General features: G+C 68.8%; 22 protein-coding genes. 7 read left to right on the forward strand and 15 right to left on the reverse strand.

Going from position 1 to position 22,640, the window contains the following annotated elements; genetic code table 11:
- The first annotated feature begins 41 nt into the window (after positions 1-41).
- Entirely contained in the window at positions 42-1,157 is a 1,116-nt protein-coding gene (ald, locus tag MRAB57_RS26640) for an alanine dehydrogenase (protein ID WP_077090004.1), read from the forward strand.
- A gap of 2 nt (positions 1,158-1,159) precedes the next feature.
- Here ald and MRAB57_RS26645 read toward each other — a convergent pair whose 3' ends face one another.
- The 5 genes from MRAB57_RS26645 to MRAB57_RS26665 form a co-directional block, all read right to left on the reverse strand.
- Positions 1,160-2,191 carry a nitronate monooxygenase gene (locus MRAB57_RS26645; RefSeq protein ID WP_077090005.1) on the reverse strand — a complete coding sequence of 344 codons (1,032 nt, stop codon included), beginning with the start codon at positions 2,189-2,191 and terminating at the stop codon, positions 1,160-1,162.
- A gap of 4 nt (positions 2,192-2,195) precedes the next feature.
- Positions 2,196-3,563: a M16 family metallopeptidase gene (locus tag MRAB57_RS26650; RefSeq protein WP_077090006.1), complete on the reverse strand. Its 1,368-nt coding sequence runs from the start codon at positions 3,561-3,563 to the stop codon at positions 2,196-2,198.
- On the reverse strand, positions 3,544-5,814 hold the full coding sequence (locus MRAB57_RS26655; RefSeq protein WP_077090007.1) for a polyribonucleotide nucleotidyltransferase: 2,271 nt from the start codon (positions 5,812-5,814) through the stop codon (positions 3,544-3,546). Before MRAB57_RS26655 ends, MRAB57_RS26650 begins: the two co-directional genes overlap by 20 nt.
- Before the next feature lie 375 nt (positions 5,815-6,189).
- Positions 6,190-6,459 (reverse strand): 30S ribosomal protein S15, encoded by a 270-nt coding sequence (rpsO, locus tag MRAB57_RS26660; RefSeq protein ID WP_077090008.1) that lies wholly within the window; start codon positions 6,457-6,459, stop codon positions 6,190-6,192.
- A gap of 150 nt (positions 6,460-6,609) precedes the next feature.
- Entirely contained in the window at positions 6,610-7,584 is a 975-nt protein-coding gene (locus MRAB57_RS26665; RefSeq protein ID WP_077090893.1) for a bifunctional riboflavin kinase/FAD synthetase, read from the reverse strand.
- Between the two features lie 122 nt (positions 7,585-7,706).
- On the opposite strand from MRAB57_RS26665, the gene mntR reads away from it, so the two are divergent.
- Positions 7,707-8,399, forward strand: coding sequence for a manganese-binding transcriptional regulator MntR (mntR, locus tag MRAB57_RS26670; protein WP_077090009.1), 693 nt, complete (start codon positions 7,707-7,709; stop codon positions 8,397-8,399).
- 52 nt (positions 8,400-8,451) lie between these two features.
- On the opposite strand, the gene MRAB57_RS26675 is transcribed toward mntR, so the two are convergent.
- The 5 genes from MRAB57_RS26675 to MRAB57_RS26695 all read right to left on the reverse strand — a co-directional run bounded on the left by MRAB57_RS26675 (position 8,452) and on the right by MRAB57_RS26695 (position 13,541).
- The gene (locus MRAB57_RS26675) at positions 8,452-9,705 is read right to left on the reverse strand and encodes an acyl-CoA dehydrogenase family protein (protein WP_077090010.1); all 1,254 of its coding nucleotides are present in this window, start codon (positions 9,703-9,705) and stop codon (positions 8,452-8,454) included.
- Between the two features lie 7 nt (positions 9,706-9,712).
- Positions 9,713-10,903, reverse strand: a complete 1,191-nt coding sequence (locus tag MRAB57_RS26680) for a lipid-transfer protein (RefSeq protein WP_077090894.1) — start codon at positions 10,901-10,903, stop codon at positions 9,713-9,715.
- Positions 10,904-10,996: 93 nt separating this feature from the next.
- A complete protein-coding gene (gene truB, locus MRAB57_RS26685) occupies positions 10,997-11,899 on the reverse strand; it encodes a tRNA pseudouridine(55) synthase TruB (protein WP_077090011.1) in 903 nt (300 codons plus the stop codon).
- Positions 11,896-12,573 carry a 4'-phosphopantetheinyl transferase PptT gene (gene pptT, locus MRAB57_RS26690; RefSeq protein WP_077090012.1) on the reverse strand — a complete coding sequence of 226 codons (678 nt, stop codon included), beginning with the start codon at positions 12,571-12,573 and terminating at the stop codon, positions 11,896-11,898. The genes truB and pptT overlap by 4 nt, the downstream gene beginning before the upstream one ends.
- Positions 12,570-13,541, reverse strand: a complete 972-nt coding sequence (locus MRAB57_RS26695; protein ID WP_077090895.1) for a metallophosphoesterase family protein — start codon at positions 13,539-13,541, stop codon at positions 12,570-12,572. The genes pptT and MRAB57_RS26695 overlap by 4 nt, the downstream gene beginning before the upstream one ends.
- A gap of 155 nt (positions 13,542-13,696) precedes the next feature.
- Here MRAB57_RS26695 and MRAB57_RS26700 point away from each other — a divergent pair, with 155 nt between their 5' ends.
- Both MRAB57_RS26700 and MRAB57_RS26705 read left to right on the forward strand, forming a co-directional pair.
- Positions 13,697-14,272, forward strand: coding sequence for a DUF3558 domain-containing protein (locus MRAB57_RS26700; RefSeq protein ID WP_077090013.1), 576 nt, complete (start codon positions 13,697-13,699; stop codon positions 14,270-14,272).
- 51 nt (positions 14,273-14,323) lie between these two features.
- Entirely contained in the window at positions 14,324-16,033 is a 1,710-nt protein-coding gene (locus MRAB57_RS26705) for a CocE/NonD family hydrolase (RefSeq protein ID WP_077090896.1), read from the forward strand.
- Here MRAB57_RS26705 and MRAB57_RS26710 read toward each other — a convergent pair.
- Together MRAB57_RS26710 and MRAB57_RS26715 are read right to left on the reverse strand one after the other, a co-directional pair.
- Positions 15,992-16,552 carry a DUF1802 family protein gene (locus tag MRAB57_RS26710; protein ID WP_077090014.1) on the reverse strand — a complete coding sequence of 187 codons (561 nt, stop codon included), beginning with the start codon at positions 16,550-16,552 and terminating at the stop codon, positions 15,992-15,994. The two genes, MRAB57_RS26705 and MRAB57_RS26710, sit on opposite strands and share 42 nt — an antisense overlap.
- Complete coding sequence (locus MRAB57_RS26715) at positions 16,549-16,818, reverse strand: DUF2277 domain-containing protein (RefSeq protein ID WP_077090015.1); 270 nt, start codon at positions 16,816-16,818, stop codon at positions 16,549-16,551. Before MRAB57_RS26715 ends, MRAB57_RS26710 begins: the two co-directional genes overlap by 4 nt.
- A gap of 68 nt (positions 16,819-16,886) precedes the next feature.
- Here MRAB57_RS26715 and MRAB57_RS26720 point away from each other — a divergent pair, with 68 nt between their 5' ends.
- From MRAB57_RS26720 to MRAB57_RS26730, 3 genes are all read left to right on the forward strand, one after another.
- Positions 16,887-17,636: an enoyl-CoA hydratase gene (locus MRAB57_RS26720; RefSeq protein ID WP_077090016.1), complete on the forward strand. Its 750-nt coding sequence runs from the start codon at positions 16,887-16,889 to the stop codon at positions 17,634-17,636.
- Positions 17,637-17,644: 8 nt separating this feature from the next.
- Positions 17,645-18,004: a hypothetical protein gene (locus MRAB57_RS26725; protein WP_077090017.1), complete on the forward strand. Its 360-nt coding sequence runs from the start codon at positions 17,645-17,647 to the stop codon at positions 18,002-18,004.
- Positions 18,005-18,088: 84 nt separating this feature from the next.
- Positions 18,089-18,664 (forward strand): hypothetical protein, encoded by a 576-nt coding sequence (locus MRAB57_RS26730; protein ID WP_077090018.1) that lies wholly within the window; start codon positions 18,089-18,091, stop codon positions 18,662-18,664.
- Here the strand turns inward: MRAB57_RS26730 and MRAB57_RS26735 are convergent.
- From MRAB57_RS26735 to infB, 3 genes are all read right to left on the reverse strand, one after another.
- Complete coding sequence (locus tag MRAB57_RS26735; protein WP_077090019.1) at positions 18,661-19,671, reverse strand: DHH family phosphoesterase; 1,011 nt, start codon at positions 19,669-19,671, stop codon at positions 18,661-18,663. The genes MRAB57_RS26730 and MRAB57_RS26735 overlap by 4 nt on opposite strands.
- Positions 19,646-20,137 carry a 30S ribosome-binding factor RbfA gene (gene rbfA, locus MRAB57_RS26740; protein ID WP_077090020.1) on the reverse strand — a complete coding sequence of 164 codons (492 nt, stop codon included), beginning with the start codon at positions 20,135-20,137 and terminating at the stop codon, positions 19,646-19,648. Before rbfA ends, MRAB57_RS26735 begins: the two co-directional genes overlap by 26 nt.
- Positions 20,137-22,640: translation initiation factor IF-2 (gene infB, locus MRAB57_RS26745; protein ID WP_245836017.1), on the reverse strand; the 2,504-nt coding region annotated here is incomplete at its 5' end. The genes infB and rbfA, both read right to left, overlap by 1 nt.

Raw genomic sequence — 22,640 nt, forward strand, 5'->3', positions numbered from 1 at the left:
GTATAATTGCGCCTCAATCGAACTTTCTTCACACTGGAGGCATGCGCGTCGGCATCCCTACCGAGACGAAGAACAACGAGTTCAGGGTCGCCATCACCCCGGCCGGAGTCGCCGAGCTCACCCACCGCGGCCACGAGGTGCTCGTCCAGGCGGGCGCCGGGGACGGTTCGTCCATCACAAACGCGGACTTCAAGGCCGCCGGTGCCCAACTGATCGACACCGCCGCCGAAGTGTGGGCCGACGCCGACCTGCTGCTCAAGGTCAAAGAGCCGATGGCTGGCGAATACCCCCGCCTGCGCCGCGGGCAGGTGCTGTTCACCTACCTGCACCTGGCCGCATCCCGCTCCTGTACCGAGGCGCTATTGGCTTCGGGCGCAACGTCAATCGCCTACGAGACCGTCCAGACCGCCGACGGCGCGCTGCCGCTGCTGGCGCCGATGAGCGAGGTCGCGGGCCGGCTGTCGGCTCAGGTCGGCGCGTATCACCTGATGCGCACGCAGGGCGGGCGCGGCGTGCTGATGGGCGGCGTGCCCGGCGTCAAGGCCGCCGACGTCGTCGTCATCGGCGGTGGCACGGCCGGCTACAACGCCGCCCGGGTGGCCAGCGGAATGGGCGCCGGCGTGATGGTCTTCGACGTCAACATCAACAAGCTCCGGTTGCTCGACGCCGAGTTCGGCGGTCACATCCAGACCCGCTACTCGTCGGCATACGAGCTGGAGGGCGCCGTCAAGCGCGCCGACCTGGTGATCGGCGCGGTCCTGGTGCCCGGCGCCAAGGCGCCCAGGCTGATCTCGAATTCGCTTGTCGCCCACATGAAGCCGGGCGCGGTGCTGGTGGACATCGCCATCGACCAGGGCGGCTGTTTCGAGGACTCGCGGCCCACCACCCACGACGACCCGACGTTCGCCGTGCACGACACGGTGTTCTACTGCGTGGCGAACATGCCCAGTGCGGTGCCGAAGACCGCGACCTATGCGCTGACCAACGCGACCATGCCGTACGTGCTCAAACTCGCCAACCACGGCTGGCGGGCCGCATGCCGGGCCGATCCCGTTCTGGCAAAAGGACTTTCGACGCATGACGGCGCGCTGCTGTCCGAGCAGGTGGCCGCGGACCTGGACTTGCCGTTCGCCGAACCGGCCGGCGTGCTGGGCTGACGCTAGTTGGCCCCGGCCGCGAGGGTCGCGACGATATCGGCGACCGGGCCGGTCTGCGCCTCATGGAACGCCGTTCCCGCCCAGAGGTTCATCCCGTTGGGATCCTCCCAGGCCGTTGCCGCCTCGCGGATCGGCAGCGTCATCTGGTTGACCTCCGGATAACCCAGTGGCGCAACGTTGTCGAACAGGCGGATGAATTCGTTCTCCAGGCCGCGCGCGTACCGGCCGGAGAACGCGCGGGTCACGATGGTCTTGCCGAAGAGTTGATTCTTCATGGCGGTGCGTTGCGCGGTGGTGGTGTTGGCCTCGTCGGACAGCAGCAGCGCCGTGCCGACCTGTGCGGCCACCGCTCCCCTGCGCAGCACTCCCTCGACGTCCTCGGCGGTACCCAGCCCGCCCGCGGCGATGATCGGGACGTCGCGGTGGCTCCGGTGGATCTTGTCGATCAGTTGATGCAGCGACTCGGTACCGGGTTCCATGTCGGGTGCGAAGGTCGCCCGGTGCCCGCCGGCGTCCGGACCCTGGACCACCAGGCTGTCGGCGCCGGCGGCCACGGCCACCCCCGCCTCGTAGGCCGACGTCACCGTGACCATCACCAGCAGCCCGAGCGCGCCCAGCCGCCGGATCACGTCCGGCGACGGCACCCCGAACGTGAAGGACACCAGCTCCGGGCGCAGGTCGGAGACCACGTCGAGCTTGCGTTCCCAGTCGTCGTCGTCGCCGTGCTCTGGCTGGCCGACCGCCACCTGGTAGTGGTCGGCGATGCCCTCGAGCTCGTAGGCGTAGTAGTTCAGCTGCACCCAGTCGGCGACACTGGGTTGCGGCACAAGCAGGTTCACGCCGAGCGGGCCGGTGGTGGCGGCGCGAGCCGCGGCGACGTCGTCGGCGAACTGATCGGCGCTCAGGTAGCCGCCGGGGACGAAACCGAGGCCGCCGGCGTTGGACACCGCCGCCGCCAGCGCCGGGCTACCGGGTCCGCCGGACATCGGCGCACCGACGATGGGCACCATGATGTCCCAAAAGCCCAGTACCATTCGGCTAATTTACCATCGCCCGAAGTTGTTGGGGCAGCGACCGTTTCGAGGCATACGGGCCCACGACGGCGGCCCCGTAGCGTTGGCCCAGCAACCGGCGGGCCACCACGTTGACCTCATCGAGGGTCACGTTGTCGATCTGCTGCAAGGTGTGCTCGATGCTGCGGTGCTTGCCGTAGTTCAATTCGCTGCGACCGATGCGGCTCATCCGAGAGCTGGAATCCTCCAGGCCGAGCACCAGCCCGCCGCGCAACGAGCCCTTGGCGATGCGGCATTCGGCTTCGGTGATGCCGTCGCGCGCCACCGATTCGAGCACCGTGCTGGTCACTTTCATGACTTCGGCGAAACGCTCGGGCTGACACGCGGCGTACACCGACAGCGCCCCGCTGTCGGCGAAGATGTCCAGCGCCGAGTACACGGAATAGGCCAGCCCACGCAATTCGCGGACCTCCTGGAAAAGCCTCGAGCTGAGCCCGCCGCCCAGCGCCGTGTTCAGCACGGCCAGCGCCCAGCGATGTTCGGAGCCGCGCCCGGGCGTGCGGACGCCCAGCAACACGTGGGCCTGCTCGGCGTCGCGATTGGCCAGGGCCAGCGTGGGTCCACCGTTGACCCGTCCACCCATCTTGCGGGGCGGGGCGGGCTGGCGGCCGCGCACCAGGTGCGGCCCGAAGTGCCGGCGCACCAGCGCGACCACCTCGTCGTGGTCGACATTGCCGGCCACCGCGACGACCATCCGTTCCGGTGTGTAACGCCGCACATGAAACGAGTGCAGCTGGGTCCTGGTCATCGCCGACACGGACTTCGCGCTGCCGATCACCGGGCGGCCCACCGGATGGTCACCGAACAGCGCGCTCAGGAAGATGTCGCCCAGCGCGTCCTCGGGGTCGTCGTCGCGCATCGCGATTTCCTCGAGCACGACGTCGCGCTCCAGCTCGACGTCGTCGGCCGCGCAGCGACCGTTGAGCACCACGTCGGCGACCAGGTCCACGGCCAGCTCCAGGTCGCTGTCCAGCACGTGGGCGTAGTAGCAGGTGTGCTCCTTGGCGGTGAACGCGTTCAGCTCGCCCCCGACGGCGTCCATCGACTGAGCGATTTGGACGGCCGTGCGGGTCGGCGTCGACTTGAACAGCAGATGCTCCAAGAAGTGCGCCGCCCCGGCCACGGTCGCACCCTCGTCGCGCGATCCGACCCCGACCCAGACCCCGACCGAGGCGGAACGCACCGCGGGCAGGAACTCGGTGACCACCCGCAGGCCGCCCGGCAGCGTGGTGCGGCGCGGCACTGCATGGTGTTCAGGTTTCGCTGCGGCGGTGTTCGTGCCCCGGCGCAGCGCGGGGTCAGCTGCTGGCCTTCTAGACGGAGCTGGCGGCATCGGCTGGTGCGGTCTCCTCAGAGTCGGCCGGGGCCGCGGCCCCGTTGTCGGCCCCCTCGCCTTCGGCAACCAAGACCAACGAGATCTTGCCGCGCTTGTCGATATCGGCGATCTCGACGCGCAGCTTGTCGCCGACGTTCACCACGTCTTCGACCTTGGCGACACGCTTGCCCCGGCCGAGTTTGGAGATGTGCACCAGACCGTCACGGCCGGGCAACAGCGACACGAACGCACCGAAATCCGTTGTCTTGACCACGGTTCCGAGGAATCGCTCCCCGACCGTCGGCAGCTGCGGGTTGGCGATGGCGTTGATCTTGTCGATCGCGGCCTGCGCAGCCTCGCCGTTGCTGGCCCCGACGAACACGGTGCCGTCATCCTCGATGGAGATCTGCGCGCCGGTCTCCTCGGTGATCGAGTTGATCATCTTGCCCTTGGGGCCGATGACCTCGCCGATCTTGTCGATCGGCACCTTGATCGTGGTGATCCGCGGTGCGTAGGGGCTCATCTCGTCGGGCTCGTCGATGGCCTCGGCCATCACCTCGAGAATAGTCAGCCGCGCGTCCTTGGCCTGCGCCAGCGCGCCCGCCAGCACCTGCGACGGGATGCCGTCGAGTTTGGTGTCCAGCTGCAGCGCGGTGACGAAGTCCTTGGTGCCTGCGCACTTGAAGTCCATGTCGCCGAAGGCATCCTCGGCACCGAGGATGTCGGTCAGCGTGACGAAGCGGCGCTCGGTCTTGCCGTCAACCTCGACGTCGTCGGAGACCAGGCCCATCGCGATACCGGCGACCGGGGCCTTCAGCGGCACACCGGCGTTCAGCAGCGACAGCGTGGACGCGCACACCGAGCCCATCGAGGTGGAACCGTTGGAGCTCAACGCTTCCGACACCTGACGGATCGCGTACGGGAACTCCTCGATGCTCGGCAGCACCGGCATCAGAGCGCGCTCGGCGAGCGCACCGTGGCCGATCTCGCGGCGCTTGGGCGAACCGACCCGGCCGGTCTCGCCGGTGGAGAACGGCGGGAAGTTGTAGTGATGCATGTAGCGCTTGGATTTTTCCGGCCCCAGCGAGTCGATCTGCTGCGCCATCTTGACCATGTCCAGCGTGGTGACGCCCATGATCTGGGTTTCGCCACGCTCGAACAGGGCGCTGCCGTGCGCCCGCGGGATGATCGCGACCTCGGCCGACAGGGCGCGGATATCGGTGATACCGCGGCCGTCGATGCGGAAGTGGTCGGTCAGGATGCGCTGGCGGACCAGCTTCTTGGTCAGCGAGCGGAACGCGGCGCTGACCTCTTTCTCGCGGCCCTCGTAGGTCTCGGCGAGCCGCGCCACCACCTCGCCCTTGAGCTCGTTGGTGCGATCGTCCCGCTCTTCCTTGCCGGCGATGGTCAGCGCCTTGGCCAGCTCCTCGGTGGCCACCGAGGACACCGCGTAGAACACGTCGTCCTGGTAATCGGGGAAGACCGGGTAGTCGGCGGTCGGCTTGGCAGCGCGGTCGGCCAGCGCCTGCTGTGCATCGCACAGCGCGGCGATGAACGGCTTGGCCGCCTCCAGGCCCTCGGCCACGACGCTCTCGGTGGGGGCGCCCGCGCCACCACCGATCAACTCGATGACGTTGTCGGTCGCCTCGGCTTCGACCATCATGATGGCGACGTCATCGGCCGTCTTGCGACCCGCAACGACCATGTCGAAGACGGCGGTCTCAAGCTGCTCGACAGTGGGGAAGGCGACCCATTGGCCGTCGATCAGGGCGACACGCACGCCGCCGACGGGGCCGGCGAACGGAATCCCGGAGATCTGCGTCGACGCGGATGCGGCGTTGATCGCCAGCACGTCGTACAGGTCCTTGGGATCCAGGCTCAAGATGGTCACGACGACCTGGATCTCGTTGCGCAGACCCGAGATGAACGTCGGGCGCAGTGGCCGGTCGATCAGGCGGCAGGTCAGGATCGCATCGGTGGAGGGACGTCCCTCACGGCGGAAGAACGAGCCGGGGATGCGCCCCGCGGCGTACATCCGCTCCTCGACGTCGATCGTCAAAGGGAAGAAGTCGAAATGGTCCTTCGGGGTCTTGCTGGCCGTGGTGGCCGACAGCAGCATGGTCTCGTCGTCAAGGTAGGCGACGACCGCCCCGGCGGCCTGCTGGGCCAGCCGGCCGGTCTCAAAACGGATGGTCCGGGTGCCGAAGCTCCCGTTGTCGATGGTGGCGGTCGCTTCGAACACGCCTTCTTCAATTTCAGCTACAGACATAGGTGTCCGTATGGCCTCTCTCGAGTTGTTCAGCTTTTTCGCGTCATCACGCGCAACCCAGAGGGTTTCGCGGCGGCGCACCGGCCTGGAAAGGCACGGCGAACCACCCTGGAAGCTTCCCGAAGAATGAAAGTCTGAATGCGGCTACGGCCATCGATCGAAGCGGCCGACCTAACCCCAGATCCGGAGAGAGCCCGGCAGCCACTACCGAAGACCGCCCGATGCAGACAGGGTTTGCTCCCGTCGTGACACGCTGGAACGGAACGCGCGGATCTGCGCGGACCGCACCGTTTGCTCGGGCCGAACCGGCCCAGAACGCTCCTACTCTACACGGGCGAGTGCACTCTGCCAGCACCCGCCCGCGCTTCGCCCAGGTCAGCGGCGCAGGCCGAGGCGCTCGATCAGCGAGCGGTAACGCTCGACGTCGATCTGGGAGATGTACTTGATCAGCCGGCGGCGGCGACCCACCAGCAGCAGCAGTCCGCGCCGCGAGTGGTGGTCGTGCTTGTGCACCTTGAGGTGCTCGGTCAGGTCGCTGATCCGCTTGGTCAGCAGCGCGATCTGCGCCTCCGGGGATCCGGTGTCGGTGTCATGCAGGCCATACGACCCAAGAATTTCTTTTTTCTGCTCGGCTGTAAGCGCCACGAAATATCTCCATCAATCGGTCCGCGATCGTTGAATCTTCAAGGCGCGGCCACCGCGAACCGCAGCACGCGCCGATGTCGTCCGGCAGTTTAGCAGCGGTTTCACGGCGGGCATAAACGGCGGAGTTAGCGCCGCGGGCCGCCGGGCCCGCTAGCCCGTCGAGAGCACCGAACGCGTCCGTTCGGTGTCGGTCGCGATCGCGTCGACCAGTTCCTTGATCGAGTCGAACCTGCGCTGCCCGCGGATGCGGGCGACGAAGTCCAGCGCGACGTGCTGTCCGTACAGGTCGGCGGTGGTGTCCAGGACGAACGCCTCGACCGTGCGGGTGCGCCCGGAGAACGTCGGGTTGGTGCCGACGGAGACGGCGGCCTGGTAGCGCTCGCCCGGGACGACGGTCCCCGTCACCGGCCCGTGCCCGAGCACCGTGAACCAGGCGGCGTACACGCCGTCGGCGGGGATGGCCGAGTACATCGGCGGCGCCACGTTCGCGGTGGGAAAGCCCAGCTCGGCGCCGCGGCCGTGGCCGCGCACCACCACGCCCTCGACGCGGTGCGGGCGGCCCAGCGCCTCGGTGGCCGCCACCATGTCACCGGCATCCACGCAGGACCGGATGTACGTCGAGGAGAACGTCACGTTCTCGTCGGTGTGGTGATCGGCCAGCAACGACATCGACTCGACGGCGAAGCCGAACCGCTCGCCGGCCTTGCGCAGGGTCCCGACGTTGCCGCCGGCCTTCTTGCCGAAGGTGAAGTTCTCCCCCACCACGACCTCGAGCACGTGCAGGTTTTCCACCAGCAGCTCGTGCACGTAGCGCTCCGGGGTGAGCTTCATGAAGTCGGTGGTGAACGGCATCACCAGGAAGACGTCGATGCCGAGTTCCTCGACGAGCTCGGCCCGCCGGGTCAGCGTGGTCAGCTGAGCCGGATGGCTGCCGGGATACACCACTTCCATGGGATGCGGGTCGAACGTCATCAGCACGGCCGGCACGTTGCGGGCCCGGCCCGCCTTGACGGCGTGCGCGATCAATTCGGCATGACCGCGATGCACCCCGTCGAACACACCGATGGTGAGTACGCACCTGCCCCAGTCCGTGGGGATCTCGTCTTGGCCGCGCCACCGCTGCACGATCGCAAGCCTACGGCGCAACACGCACGGCCGCGCGCACAAGATCCCGATTCGTGACCTCCCGGCCGCGACGTGCCGGTCACGACGCGGGATCGTGCGTGGGTTGCCTAAACTTTCTGGTTGTGAGGGCTGACGACGAGACTGGCGGTCTCACCGCGGTTGGCCAGGACTATTTGAAAGTCATCTGGAACGCCCAAGAGTGGTCGGTGGAAAAGGTCAGCACCAAGATGCTGGCCGACCGCATCGGGGTGTCGGCCAGCACCGCGTCGGAGTCCATCCGCCGGCTCGCCGAGCAGGGCCTGGTGGACCACGAGAAGTACGGCGCGGTCAGCCTGACCGACGCCGGGCGGCGGGCCGCCCTGGAGGTGGTGCGCCGCCACCGGCTGCTGGAGACCTTTCTGGTCAACGAACTCGGCTACGGCTGGGACGAGGTGCACGACGAGGCCGAGGTGCTCGAGCACGCGGTATCGGATCGGCTGGTGGACCGCATCGACGCCAAGCTGGGGTTCCCGCAGCGCGACCCGCACGGCGACCCGATCCCGGCTTCCGACGGGAAGGTCCCGACGCCTCCGGCGCGCCAGCTGTGGGCGTGCGACGACGGGGAGACGGCCACGGTCGCCCGCATCTCTGACAAGGACCCGGAGATGCTGCGGTATTTCGACAGCGTCGGAATCAACCTGGACTCGCGGCTGCGCGTGGTGACCCGGCGCGAGTTCGCCGGCATGATCTCGATCGCGATCACGTCAACCGATGGCGCCGAGACCAACGTCGATCTGGGCAGCCCCGCGGCCCGCGCGATCTGGGTGACTACCTAGCGGCGATCGCAAGCGCGGCGTAGCCGGGCGAAGCGGGTCGCCGCCATCGGGCTCAGCCCGACAGCAGGCCCTTGGCGATGTGGGTGACCTGAACCTCGTTGCTGCCCGCGTAGATCATCAGCGACTTCGCGTCGCGCGCCAGCTGCTCCACGCGGTACTCGGCCATATAGCCGTTGCCGCCGAACAGCTGCACGGCCTCCATCGCCACCTCGGTGGCCGCCTCCGAGGAGTACAGCTTGATCGCCGACGCCTCAGCCAGGGTCAGAGCCTTGCCGGCGGCCTGACGCTCAATGGTCTGAAAGACCATGTTCTGCACGTTCATTCGGGCGATTTCCATTTTCGCCAGCTTCAGCTGGATCAGCTGGAACTGCCCGATGTTCTTGCCCCACAGCGTGCGCGTCTTCGCGTAATCCACACAGAGCCGGTGACATTCGTTGATGATGCCCAGCGCCATCATCGCGATCCCGATGCGTTCGGCCGAGAAATTCTCGCGCGCGCTGTCGCGGCCGTCCCCGCCGGATTCCTGGTTTTCGCCGAGCAGCCGGTCCGGGGTCAGCCGGACGTTGTCGAAGAACAGCTCGCCCGTCGGCGAGGACATCATGCCCATCTTCTTGAACGGCTTGCCCTGCGTCAGGCCCTCCATCCCCGCGTCGAGCACGAAGATGAGCACCGGGCGGTTGCGCTTATCTACGGAGGCGTCGCCGTCATCGAGCTTGGCGTAGACCACCAGCACGTCGGCGCAGGGCCCGTTGGTGATGAACGTCTTCTGCCCGTTGAGGATGTAGTCCTCGCCGTCGCGCTTGACGTAGGTCTTCATGCCGCCGAACGCGTCCGACCCGGAGTCGGGCTCGGTAATCGCCCACGCCGCAATCTTTTCCAGCGTCATCAGCTCGGGCAGCCAGCGTTCCTTCTGCGCGAGCGTGCCGCGGCTCATGATGGTCGCCGCGCCCAGCCCGAGGCTGACCGAGGCGGTGCTCAGCAATCCGATGCTGACCCTGGCGATTTCGGAGATCAGCACCGCGGCCATCGAGCCCTGGCCCCCGCCGAAACCGCCGGAATCATCTGCATTGTCCCGCTTTTCGGCCTTGGAGTCGCCGTTGCGCTTGGCGCGCTCGCGGTCCAGCATCTTCTTGACCGATTCGGCGGCCATCGCGTCCAAGCCGAATTGGCTGAACAGCTTGCGCGCGATCGGATACGGCGACAGCTCACCGCTTTCCAGCTCGTCGAGGTGCGGACGGATCTCCTTGTCGACGAACTGACGGACGCTGTCCCGGACCAACAGGTCGGTTTCGGACCACTCGAACATGACGCCCTTAGCGCTCGGCGCGCTGGTACGCGGTGACCACGGCCGCCCCGCCCAGCCCGATGTTGTGTTGCAGTGCGGCGGTGACGTTGTCGACCTGACGCTTGTCAGCGGTCCCCCGCAGCTGCCAGGTCAGCTCGGCGCACTGCGCCAGCCCGGTCGCACCCAGCGGATGCCCCTTGGAGATCAGGCCACCGGACGGGTTGACCACCCAGCGCCCGCCGTAGGTGGTGTCGTTGTTGTCGATCAGCTTGGGCGCCTCACCCGGACCGCACAGCCCCAGGGCTTCGTAGAGCAGCAGCTCGTTGGCCGAGAAGCAGTCGTGCAGCTCGATCACCTGGAAGTCCTGCGGCCCCAGGCCGGACTGGTCGTAAACCTGTTGCGCGGCTTGCACATTCATGTCGTAGCCGATGAGGTTCTTGGCGCTGCCGTCGAAGGTCGAGGCGAAGTCGGTCGTCATCGCCTGGCCGACGATCTCGACCGATTGGCCGGCCAGCCCGTGGCTTTCGACGAACGATTCGCTGGCCAGGATCGCCGCGCCCGACCCATCGGAGGTCGGCGAACACTGCAGCTTGGTCAGCGGGTCGGAGATCATCCGGGCCGCCAGGATGTCGTCGAGCGTGTAGGACTCCTGGAACTGCGCGAACGGGTTGTTGACCGAGTGCTTGTGGTTCTTGTAGCCGATCTTGGCGAAATGCTCTGCGGTGCTGCCGTGTTGCTTCATGTGTTCGCGCCCGGCCGCGCCGAACATCCAAGGCGCGACGGGCATCGCGAACTCGTCGATCGCGGCCATCGCCTTGACGTGCTTGCCCATCGGCGATTCGCGGTCCTGGGCGCCGCCGCCCAGCGAGCCGGGCTGCATCTTCTCGAAGCCCAGCGCGATCGCGCAGTCGACGAGGCCACCGCGGATGGCCTGGGCCGCCAGGAACAGCGCCGTCGAGCCGGTCGAGCAGTTGTTGTTGACGTTGACGATCGGAATGCCGGTCATGCCGAGCTCGTAGAGCGCGCGCTGCCCGGAGGTGGAGTCGCCCGAGCAGTAGCCGACGTAGCCCTGCTGCACCTCGCGGTAGTCGATGCCGGCGTCGGCCAGGGCGTTGGTTCCCGACTCCCTGGCCATGTCCGGGTAGTCCCAGCCTTCACGGCGCCCGGGCTTCTCGAACTTCGTCATCCCGACGCCGACGACGTAAACCTTGCTGGACATCTTGCCGGACATCATTGTCCCCTTCTTCAACGGTAGGCCGCGTAGTCATCACAGTGTGCAACGCCGCCCAACCAACCGCTCGGCCGGGACCCGTTAGAGCGTCGCCGGACGGACCACCACCACCGACTTTGTCCGCGAACCCTCGTCGCGCAGCAGCGCGATCACCCGCCCGTCGGCGTCGGTGGCGGCATACACCCCGTCCAGGCCGGCCGGCGACAGCGCGCGCCCGTTGCTGGTGGCGTCGACCTCCTCGGCGGTGAGGTCGCGGCGAGGAAACATCAACAGGCAGGCCTCGTCCAGGGTGTGGCTCAGCCGGGGCCGCTCGGCCAGGTCGTCGAGCGCCCAGGCCTGGTCCAGCCCGAAGCGGCCCACCCGCGTGCGCCGCAGCGACGTCAGGTGCCCGCCCACCCCGAGCGTGGACCCGAGGTCGCGGGCCAGCGCGCGAATGTAGGTGCCCGACGAGCAGTCGACGTCGACGTCGAGATCTATAACACCCAGGCCGCCGGAGCCGCGCCGGGTGGCCAGCACGTCGAACCGCTCGATGCGCACCGGGCGTGCCTTGAGCTCGACGGTCTGGCCCTCGCGGACCAGTTGATAGGCGCGACGACCGTCGACCTTGATCGCGCTGACGGCCGACGGCACCTGCTCGATGTCGCCGCGCAACCCGGCGACCGCCGCGGCGATCGCCTCGTCGGTCAGGTGGTCGGCCGGGATGCTTTGCAGCAGTTCGCCTTCGGCGTCCTCGGTGGACGTGGTCTGGCCCAGGCGAATGGTGGCGGCATACGACTTTGTCGAGGCCGTCAGCAGGCCCAGGATCTTGGTGGCGCGCTCGATCCCGATCACCAGCACGCCGGTGGCCATCGGGTCGAGTGTGCCCGCGTGCCCCACCCGCCGGGTGGAGAAGATGCGGCGGCAGCGCCCGACGACGTCGTGACTGGTCATCCCGGCCGGCTTGTCGACGACGACGATTCCCGGACCGAGGGAACTTTCGGTCACAGCACGACCGCGGTCAGCACGAGCCCGCGATCGACCGACCAGCGGCCGTTCAGCGCGGTCAGCGGCGGACCCGACAGCGCCTCGGGGTCGATCAGGATGCGGGAGACGAAGCTGCCCGCCGAACGGGAGCCGTCGGGCTCGAAAGTGATGTGGGCGTCCTCGAAACCCAGCCACCTCTTGGTCAGCGGAAACCAGGCCTTATACGTTGCTTCCTTGGCGCAGAACAGGATTCGATCCCAATGTAAACCCGCGGGCATGGCCGCGGGGATTTCGCTGCGCTCGGCCGGCAGGCTGATCGCGTCCAGCACGCCGTTGGGCAACACGTCGTGCGGTTCGGCGTCGATGCCCACCGAACGCACCGACGAGCTGCGCCCGACCACCGCGCCCCGGTATCCCGTGCAGTGCGTCAGGCTGCCCACCACGCCGTCGGGCCAGCACGGTTCGCCCTTGTCGCCCTTGAGGATCGGCACCGGTGGCACGCCGAGCTCGCCGAGCGCAATGCGGGCGCAGTGCCGAACGGTGATGAACTCGTTGCGCCGCTTGGCAACCGACTTGGCGATCAGCGCCTCCTCCTCGGGCAGCGGGTGCAGGTCGGGCGGATCGGAGTAGGTCTCGGAATACGCCAGGCCGTCGGTCGCGGGCAGCACCGACGACACCAGCAGCTGGGCCGTCATCGGGATTGCCGCTGCTGCAACCGTTCCCGGAACTTCGCGGACTGGTCGCGCATCTCCTGGGTGATGGTGAAGTGGCCGCCGAATTCGTTGAGGTCACCGGGACCGTAATGCGGGGCCGGCAGCACTTGGCGCAGCCAGCTGTGCGGCTTGCGGCGGCGCCACTCCCGCGGGTAACCCACCGACACTTCCTCGAACCGAACGTCGTCGTACCAGGTGGTGCGGGGAATGTGCAGATGGCCGTAGACCGAGCAGACGGCGTTGTAGCGGGTGTGCCAGTCGGCGGTCTGAGTGGTTCCGCACCACAGCGCGAACTCCGGGTAGTACAGCGCGTCGCAGGGTTCGCGCACCATCGGGAAGTGATTCACCAGGACTGTCGGCGTCATCCAGTCCTGCTGTTCGAGCCGCTTGCGGGTGATCGCGAGCCGGTCGCGGCACCAGGCGTCGCGGGTGGCGTAGGGCTCCGACGAGAGTAGGAACTCGTCGGTGGCCACCACGTTGGCCTCCCGCGCGATGGCCAAACCCTCGGCTTTGCTCGTCGCCCCCTTCGGCAAGAAGCTGTAGTCGTAGAGCAAAAACATCGGAACGATGGTGGCCGGGCCGCCGCGCTCGGTCCACACCGGGAACGGATGCTCGGGCGTGACCACGCCCAGCTCGTCGCAGACGTTGACCAGGTAGTCGTAGCGGGCCTTGCCGAAGACCTGCATCGGGTCGCGGTTGGTGGTCCACAGCTCGTGGTTGCCCGGCACCCAGATCACCTTGGCGAACCGCCGTCGCAGCAGGTCGAGTGCCCAGCGGATCTCGTCGGTGCGCTCGGCGACGTCGCCGGCGACGATCAGCCAGTCGTCCGGAGAAGTCGGGTACAGCGACTCGGTGACCGGCTTGTTGCCCAGGTGGCCGGTGTGCAGGTCGGAGACCGCCCACAACGTCGGCTGTGCGCCATTGCTCGGGCCATGTCCCGTTTCTTGCAAACCCACGAGTAATCAGCCTAATGACCCGGCGCCGACGGACCGGGCAAGGGCGGACGCTTGCTTGCGCGATTAGAACGTGTTCTCGTTTCCCTGTGACCGTGCTGAGACGACTTGTACACTCCCGGCAAGGAACCGCCGCGGCGTCAGGGGGTGTCGTGTTCACCAGGATTCGTTTGATCGGAGCGGTTGCCGCGCTGATCACCGCGGTAGTCGTGGGCTGGCACAGCGCCCCGCCCGCGCCGAACCCGGCCAGAAGCGTCGACCTGCGATCGACCGCCGCGCCCATGGAAACCACGATGAAGAGCCCGATCGTGGCGACGACGGACCCGAGCCCGTTCGATCCGTGCAAGGACATGCCGCTGGGCGCCCTGCAGGGGCTGGGCCTGGCCTTCACCCCGCCCGAGTACGAGGACGGGCTGCGCTGCCACCTCGACGCGGGGAACTATCAGATGGCCGTCGAGCCCATCATCTGGCGCACCTACGAGAAGTCGCTGCCGCCGGACGCGCTCGAGACGACAATCGGAGGCCACCGCGCCGCCACCTACTGGGTGGTCAAGCCGACCTATCACAACAGCTACTGGTTCTTCTCCTGCATGGTGGCGTTCAAGACCAGCTACGGCGTGCTGCAGCAGGCGCTGTACTACTCGGCGGTGTACTCCAACCCCGAGGTGGACTGCCCGTCCACCAACCTGCAGCGGGCCAACGACCTGATCCCGTACTACAAGTTCTAGGCCCGGCGGTCCCCCGGAAGCGTTCGGCCGCCGCGCCCTAACCTGGTGGTCGTGAGTACGACTGAGACCCGTCAGGCGCCGCCGGTGCCGCGTTCGCTGCGACACGTCGGCGACCGCGCGCTGAGCCGGCTGCTGCGGCTGCCGAGCCCGACTACCGCCTACACCGTCAACCGGGTTCGGGTCCCGATGCGCGACGGCGTGCAGCTGGTGGCCGACCACTACGCGCCGGCCACCGCCGACCCCGCAGGCACGCTGCTGGTGCGCGGCCCCTACGGGCGGGCGTTTCCGTTCTCGATCGTGTTCGCCAGGTTGTATGCGGCGCGCGGCTACCACGTCGTGCTGCAGAGCGTGCGCGGCACGTTCGGCTCGGGCGGTGCGCTCGAGCCGATGGTCAACGAGGCAGCCGACGGCGCCGACACCGCGGCGTGGTTGCGCGAACAGCCTTGGTTCACCGGGCAATTCGCCACCGTCGGGCTGTCGTATCTGGGCTACACGCAGTGGGCGCTGCTGGTGGACCCGCCGCCGGAGCTGGCCGCGGCCGTGATCGCCGTCGGGCCGCACGACTTCGAATCCGCGGTGTGGAGCACCGGCTCGTTCACGACCGACTTCCTGGGCTGGAGCGACATGGTGTCGCACCAGGAGGACTCGGTGCGGCTGCGAGCCGGGATCCGCCAACTGCAGGCGCCGCGCCGGCTGGCCGCCGCGGCCGCCGGGCTGCCGTTCGGTGAGTCGGCGCGGAGGCTGCTGGGAAACGGTGCGCCCTGGTTCGAAACGTGGGCCACGCCCCCCGCCCCGGACAACCCGTTTTGGGAGTCGGTGCAGTGCGCCGCCGCGCTGGACCGCGTGCAGGTGCCGGTGCTACTGGTCGGCGGGTGGCAGGACGTCTTCGCGGGGCAGACGCTGCAGCAGTACGCGCATCTGCGCGGCCGCGGCGTGGACGTCGCGCTCACGATGGGGCCGTGGACGCACACCCAGGTCCTCACCAAGGGGCTGCGCACCCTCACGCGCGACACCCTGGACTGGCTGGGTGCGCACCTGGGCGGCGCGGAGCTCCGGCGCCCGAACCGCGTCCGGGTGTGCGTCACCGGGCAGGGCTGGCGCAGCGTGCCCGACTGGCCGCCCACCACCACCACACGCGAGCTGTACCTGCGGCCCGGCGCCTACCTGGACGAGTTCCCGCCCACCGACCTGGGCAAGGTCGCCCCGGCGACCTTCCGCTACGACCCTGCCGATCCGACGCCGACCACCGGCGGTCCCCTGCTGGAGTCGAACGGCGGTTACCGCGACGACAGCGCGCTCGCGGCGCGCGATGACGTGCTGGTGTTCACCAGCGCGACCCTCACCCAGGACGTGTGCGTGTACGGAAACCCCGTCGTCGAGCTGGCGCACAGCTCGGATAACCCGCACGCCGACCTGTTCGTCCGCGTGAGCGAGGTCGACGCCAACGGCCGCTCCCGCAACGTCAGCGACGGCTACCGGCGGCTGCCCGTCGGTCCGAAGTCGCGCAAGCCGGTCAGCCTCGAGCTCGACGGCATTGCCCATCGCTTCCGGGCGGGCTCGCGCATCCGAGTGCTGATCGCCGGCAGCTGGTTTCCCCGCTACGCGCGCAACCTCGGCACCGACGAACCGCTGCTGACCGGCCGGGAGCAGAAACCGGCGACCCACACCGTCCGCTACGGGCGCTCCCGGCTGCTGCTGCCGGTGGGGCCGCCCGACCTGTCAGCCAACGGCGGCGCGGACCCGGGCGGCGACCCGGCTTAGCGCGGCGTCGTCGTGGATCGGCGTGCCCAGCGCCGGGCGCACCGGCAGCTGAACCCAGCTGGTGCACCCGGCGTAGTCGGGCGTGCGGGCGATGCGCACCGGCTCGAGCAGCGGGACCACCGACACGACCAGGACGGCCAGTTTGTGCTTGGGCCGGAAGTCGAGCCGGTCGGCCCGCACCGACTCGGCGGTCCAGATGTGCAGGTCCTCGATCGCGTCCAGTCCATCGATCCGGTCAACCGGAAGTGCGGCAACGACTTTCGCGGCGGCCCGGATCGTCAGCTCGTCCTCGGTGCTGTCGGCCGCCGCGCCGGCCAGCAGGTCGCGGTGCTCGGGGCGGACCCGCTCGGCGTGGCTGTGCGCGACCGTCGGAAACAGCAGGAACTCGCTTGCGGCAACCTCGAATCGCTTCTCCCCGATGCCGCCCTTGCGCAGCAGCACCAGCTGCCGGCCGTCCAGCATCGCGTGCACGGCCGCGCTCCACTCCTTGAGCGCGGGCACCGTTGCGGTGAGCGTCATTTCGCTCCCGCGAGCCGGGCCACCACCTCGGGCCGGCGCAGCGGGGGCACCGTCTTGGGGGGCTGACGGCGCGGCGGCAGGGCGCGCAGCAATCGCGTCGTGGTCTCGGTGACTTCGGCGACGGCGGCCTCGAACGCCTCGACGTTGGCCGCCGACGGGCGCGTGACGCCGCTGACCTTGCGCACGTACTGGCGTGCGGCCGCCGCGATCTCCGCATCGGTGGCGGCCGGCTGCAGTCCGCGCAGCTCGGTGATGTTCCGGCACATGGCTACAACGATAGGCGCGAGACGGTGGGACGTGCCGCCCGATATCCGCGACTGGCTACGGTGATCACATGAGCGACGACATCCTGCTGATCGAGACCGACGAGCGGGTGCGCACCCTGACTCTCAACCGCCCGCAGTCCCGCAACGCGCTGTCCTCGGCGCTGCGCGACCAATTCTTCGGGGCGCTGGCCGACGCCGAGACCGACGACGCCGTCGACGTCGTCATCCTCACCGGCGCCGACCCGGTGTTCTGCGCGGGACTGGACCTCAAGGAGCTGGGTGACTCGACGGCGCTTCCGGACATCTCGCCGCGCTGGCCGGCCATGACCAAGCCGGTGATCGGCGCGATCAACGGAGCCGCCGTCACCGGTGGGCTGGAGTTGGTGCTGTACTGCGACATCGTCATCGCGTCGGAGCAGGCACGTTTCGCCGACACACACGCCCGCGTCGGCCTGCTGCCGACCTGGGGCCTGAGCGTGCGGCTGCCGCAGAAGGTGGGCGTCGGGATGGCCCGGCGGATGAGCATGACCGGGGACTACCTGTCGGCGGCCGACGCGCTGCGGGCCGGGCTGGTCACCGAGGTGGTGGCGCACGATCAGCTGCTGCCCACCGCCCGCCAGGTGGCCGCGTCGATCGTCGGCAACAACCAGGACGCGGTGCGGGCGCTGCTGGCGTCCTACCACCGCATCGACGACTCGCAGACCAGCGAGGGGCTGTGGCTGGAGGCGACGGCCGCCAGGCAGTTCCGGACCAGCGGCGACGACATCGCCGCCAACCGCGAGGCCGTGCTGCAGCGCGGGCGGGCTCAGGTGCGGTAGCACCAGCCATGCCCGAGCAGCAGCGGTCAACGGCCGACATCGTCGCGACCGCGCTCCTGTTCGTGGCGCAGCTCACGGCCAGCGGCCTGGCCTTCGTCTTGACGATTATGGGGTCGGCGATGCCCAGTTGCGGCGTTAACTGCGACAGCTCCGCGACCTCCCATTTCGTGCACAACACGTGGATCGGGACGTTGATCGTCGTGTCCGGAGTGGGGATCGCGCTGCTGGTCGCGGCCTGCGGAACGCTCGTTTCGGGCCTGCGGGCAACCAGGATGTGGAAATGGCCTGCGTTCGGATTGGCGATTGTGATCGTTTGCGGGGTGGTCGCGGAGGGCCTGCGGGCGAGCGCGCTGTCGGGCGCCGGATGACTTACCGGTGATCGCCAGCCGAAGCGCGAGCCAATACGATCCCAACAGCGGCCCCAACCGAGCGAGCAGTGCAGGAGGAAATCGATGCGCAATGTCGCCGACCTCGCTGTGCACGCACTGGGCGCCCTGACTCTCGCGGCATCGGCGCTAGCGTCGGCACCGCAGGCCCTTGCGGTGCCGCCACCGCAATTCCCGAACCTCGACGGATTCACCGCCGTCCCGGCCGACGGCTACGTCGCGATGTCCACCACGAGCGGCCCGCGGATTACTTTCTTGGCGAACAGCTCGCTGGTGTGCGACTTCTACGGCGGTGCGGCTCCAGCCCCGCAACCGTCGCAGGACATCAAGTGCAGCGGCGAGCTGCCCGGCATGGACGACGTTCCGTTCCCCGGCGCGAGCCACCTGCGCCCGGGCGACTGCGTGGTGGGCTCGGTGAATTTCAAGGGGCCCGGCTACGAGCTGAGCCGGATGTCCTACGGCGGATGCGGCGGCAACCCGGCCGCCCTGCCGAGTAACGGCAAGCTGCTGGCCGCGGGCCAGAAGGTGAGCTACCTCAACGTCACGTGTGCGGTCGGCGCCGACAACCTCGTCGCCTGCCTGGACACCACCAGCGGGGACCACGGCTTCGTGCTGCAGTCCTCGGGCAGCTGGGCGTTCTAACCGAGCGCGTCGCGCAGTGACGCCACCGCGTCGTCGATCGATCCGGTGGTCGAATACCCGGCCGCCAGACGGTGGCCACCCCCGCCGAACTCCGACGCCACCGCAGCCAGGTCCACCTCACGCTTGGACCGCATCGACACCGACCACTGTTGCGGGGCAACCTCTTTGAAGACGGCGGCCACCTCGGCCTGCTGGGTGGTGCGCACGATGTCGACGATGCTCTCGACTTCCTCCGGGCGCGACGTGGCCCATTCCTGGTTGTCGACGACCACGTAGACCAGCCCGCGGCCGCCGGCCGCGTCGGGCAGCAGCCGCGCCGAGTCCAGCACGCGCGACAGCATCGGCAACCACACGAACGGGTGGGTGTCCATCAGCGTCCGGCTGATCGCGGCGTTGTCCACGCCGATGTCGAGCAGCCGTGCCGCGAGCCGGAAGGCGCGGGCGCTGGCCCAGCGGAACGAGCCGGTGTCGGTCGTCAGCCCCGCGTACAGGCAGTGCGCAACCTCGGCATCGATCGGCTTGCCCCAGGCGTCGAGCAGCTCGGCGACCAGCAGCGTGGTCGAGTCCGCGGACGGGTCGACGTAGTTCGCGGTGCCGAACATCTCGTTGGAGGCGTGGTGGTCGATCACCAGCAGCTGCTGGCCCGGGCCGGCCAGCTCGCCCAGCGCCCCGAGCCGTTTGACGCTCGGAACATCTACGGTGACAAGGAGATCGACGTCGCGACGGATCTCGTCGGGACCGACCAGCAGGTGGCATCCGGGCAGCGAACGCAGCGACTCGGGCAGCGTCTCGGGCGCGGCGAAGCTGACCTCGACCTGTTTCCCGCACTTGTCCAGCACGATGGCCAGTGCCAGTCCGGCACCGATGGTGTCGGCGTCGGGGTGGACGTGACAGATCACCCCGACAGTTCTTGCCGCCGAAACCAATTCGGCGGCAGCGGCCGCATCGACGCGGACCTCGCCGAACGAGGCCTCGCCCAGTTCAGTCTTCTGGTCGGCCGTTGTCACCTGTGTCCTCAGCGTCGAGCCCGCCCAGCGTCCCCGGCCCGCTGTCACGGTATGGGTCGGCCTCCCCGGCCGGCTTGGCCCCCACCCGAACCCGTGCCACGTCGGCGTCCGCGGCACGCGCGCGCGCCAGTAGTTCGTCCATCCGTTGCACGGCGTCCGACGTCGTGTCCCTCGCGAACGTCAGGGTGGGCGTGAAACGCACCCCGGTGCCCGCCCCGACCATGGTGCGCAACGTGCCCTTGGCCCGTTCCAGCGCAGCCGCGGCCGCGTCGTAATCCGGCTCCTCGTCCAGCGTGCGTCCCATCACGGTGTAGAACACCGTTGCATCGTGCAGGTCGGCGGTCATCTTGGTGTCGACGATGGTCACCCCGTCCAATCCGGGATCCTTGATCTCGAACTCGATCGCCGAGGCGACGATCGTATTGATCCTCTTGGCCAGGCGGCGTGCCCGTCCGGGATCAGCCATCAGGTGCGCTCCTTCTGGACAAGCTCGAAGGACTCGATGATGTCGCCTTCCTTGATGTCCGAATACCCAAGTGTCATACCGCATTCGAAGCCCTCGCGCACCTCGGTCACGTCGTCCTTCTCACGCCGTAGCGACGTGATCGAGAGGTTGTCGACGATGACGATGTTGTCGCGCAGCAACCGGGCCTTGGCGTTGCGGCGCACGATGCCCGAGCTGATCATGCAACCGGCGATGATGCCGACCTTCGAGGACCGGAAAATCGCGCGGATCTCGGCACGGCCCAGCTCGTTCTCCTCGTAGATCGGCTTGAGCATGCCGCGCAGGGCCTTCTCGATCTCGTCGATGGCCTGGTAGATCACCGAGTAGTAGCGGATGTCCACGCCTTCGCGGTTGGCCAACTCGGTCGCCTTACCCTCGGCACGGACGTTGAAGCCGATGATCACCGCGTCCGACGCCGACGCCAGGTTGACGTTGGTCTCGGTGATGCCACCGACGCCGCGGTCGATGACGCGCAGCTCCACCTCGTCGTCGACCTGGATCCCCATCAAGGCCTCTTCCAGCGCCTCGACCGTACCGGCGTTGTCGCCCTTGAGGATCAGGTTCAGCTGGCTGGTTTCCTTCAGCGCGGCGTCCAGGTCGTCCAGGCTGATCCGCTTGCGCGACCGTGCCGCCAGCGCATTGCGCTTGCGCGCGCTGCGCCGGTCGGCGATCTGCCGGGCGATGCGGTCCTCGTCGACGACCAGCAGGTTGTCACCGGCGCCTGGCACCGACGTGAAGCCGATGACCTGGACCGGCCGCGACGGCAGGGCCTCGTGCACGTCCTCGCCGTGCTCGTCGACCATCCGTCGGACGCGGCCGTAGGCGTCGCCGGCGACGATCGAGTCACCGACCCGCAGCGTGCCGCGCTGGATCAGCACGGTGGCCACTGGTCCGCGACCACGGTCCAGGTGCGCTTCGATCGCCACACCCTGGGCCTCCATGTCGGGGTTGGCCCGCAGGTCCAGAGCGGCGTCCGCGGTCAGCAGCACCGCCTCTTCCAGCGCCTCGATGTTGGTGCCCTGCTTGGCCGAGATGTCGACGAACATCGTGTCGCCACCGAAATCCTCTGCCACCAAACCGTATTCGGTGAGCTGGCCGCGGATCTTGGCCGGGTCGGCGCCTTCCTTGTCAATCTTGTTGACCGCCACCACAATCGGCACGTCGGCCGCCTGCGCGTGGTTGATGGCCTCCACCGTCTGCGGCATCACGCCGTCGTCGGCGGCTACCACCAGGATCGCGATGTCGGTGGCCTTGGCACCGCGGGCACGCATGGCGGTGAACGCCTCGTGACCCGGGGTGTCGATGAAGGTGATCAGCCGCTCGCTGCCCTCGAAGTCGACCCCGACCTGGTAGGCACCGATGTGCTGGGTGATGCCACCGGCCTCGCCCTCGCGGACGCTGGCGTTTCGGATGGTGTCCAGCAGTCGGGTCTTACCGTGGTCGACGTGACCCATCACGGTCACCACCGGCGGACGGGTCTGCAGGTCTTCCTCGCCGCCCTCGTCCTCGCCGTAGGTGAGGTCGAACGACTCCAGCAGCTCGCGGTCCTCGTCCTCCGGGCTGACGACCTGGACGACGTAGTTCATCTCGCTGCCCAGCAGCTCGAGCGTCTCGTCGCCGACCGACTGGGTGGCCGTGACCATCTCGCCGAGGTTGAACAGCGCCTGCACCAGCGAGGCCGGGTTGGCGTTGATCTTGTCGGCGAAGTCGCTCAGCGATGCGCCGCGGGCCAGCCGGATGGTCTCGCCGTTGCCGTGCGGCAACCGCACGCCACCGACGACCGGCGCCTGCATGTTCTCGTACTCGGCGCGCTTCGCCCGCTTCGACTTGCGACCGCGCCGCGGCGCGCCACCCGGGCGGCCGAACGCACCGGCCGCACCGCCGCGCTGGCCGGGACGACCGCCGCCGCCACCGGGACCACCGCCGGGACGGCCGTGGAAACCGCCGCCACCGCCACCGGGTCCGGCACCGACGCCGCCGCCGCCACCGCGGTAGTTACCGCCGCCACCACCACCGCCGGGACCACCGGGCCGACCGCCGCCACCGCCGGGCCGGGCTCCGCCGCCACCGGGACCACCGCCGGGACGCGCCGAACGGAATCCGCCGCCGGCACCACCGCCGGGACGCGGGGGCATGTTGCCGGGCGACGCGCCGGGACGCGGCGCACCGGGCCGGGCCGCCCCCGGACGCGGGGGTTGCGGGCGCGGGATGGGCCGGTCGACGGGCTGCGCCGACGAGAACGGGTTGTTACCGACGCGCGGGGTGCGGGCCGCCGGTCGCGGGATCGGGCCGGGACGCGGGCCGGGTGTCGCACCGGGCTGCGGAGGCGCCTGCTGCTCCGGGGCCTGACCGGGGGCCGGGGGTGTCGGCTGGCCGGGAGTCGGCGCCGCGGGCGGCGCCGGGGCTGGGCCCGGCCGTTGGGGCGCGGGCGCCGAGGCCGCGGGAGCCTCCGCGGCCGGGGCCG

Source organism: Mycobacterium rhizamassiliense, from assembly GCF_900157375.1.
GTDB classification, from domain to species: domain Bacteria; phylum Actinomycetota; class Actinomycetes; order Mycobacteriales; family Mycobacteriaceae; genus Mycobacterium; species Mycobacterium rhizamassiliense.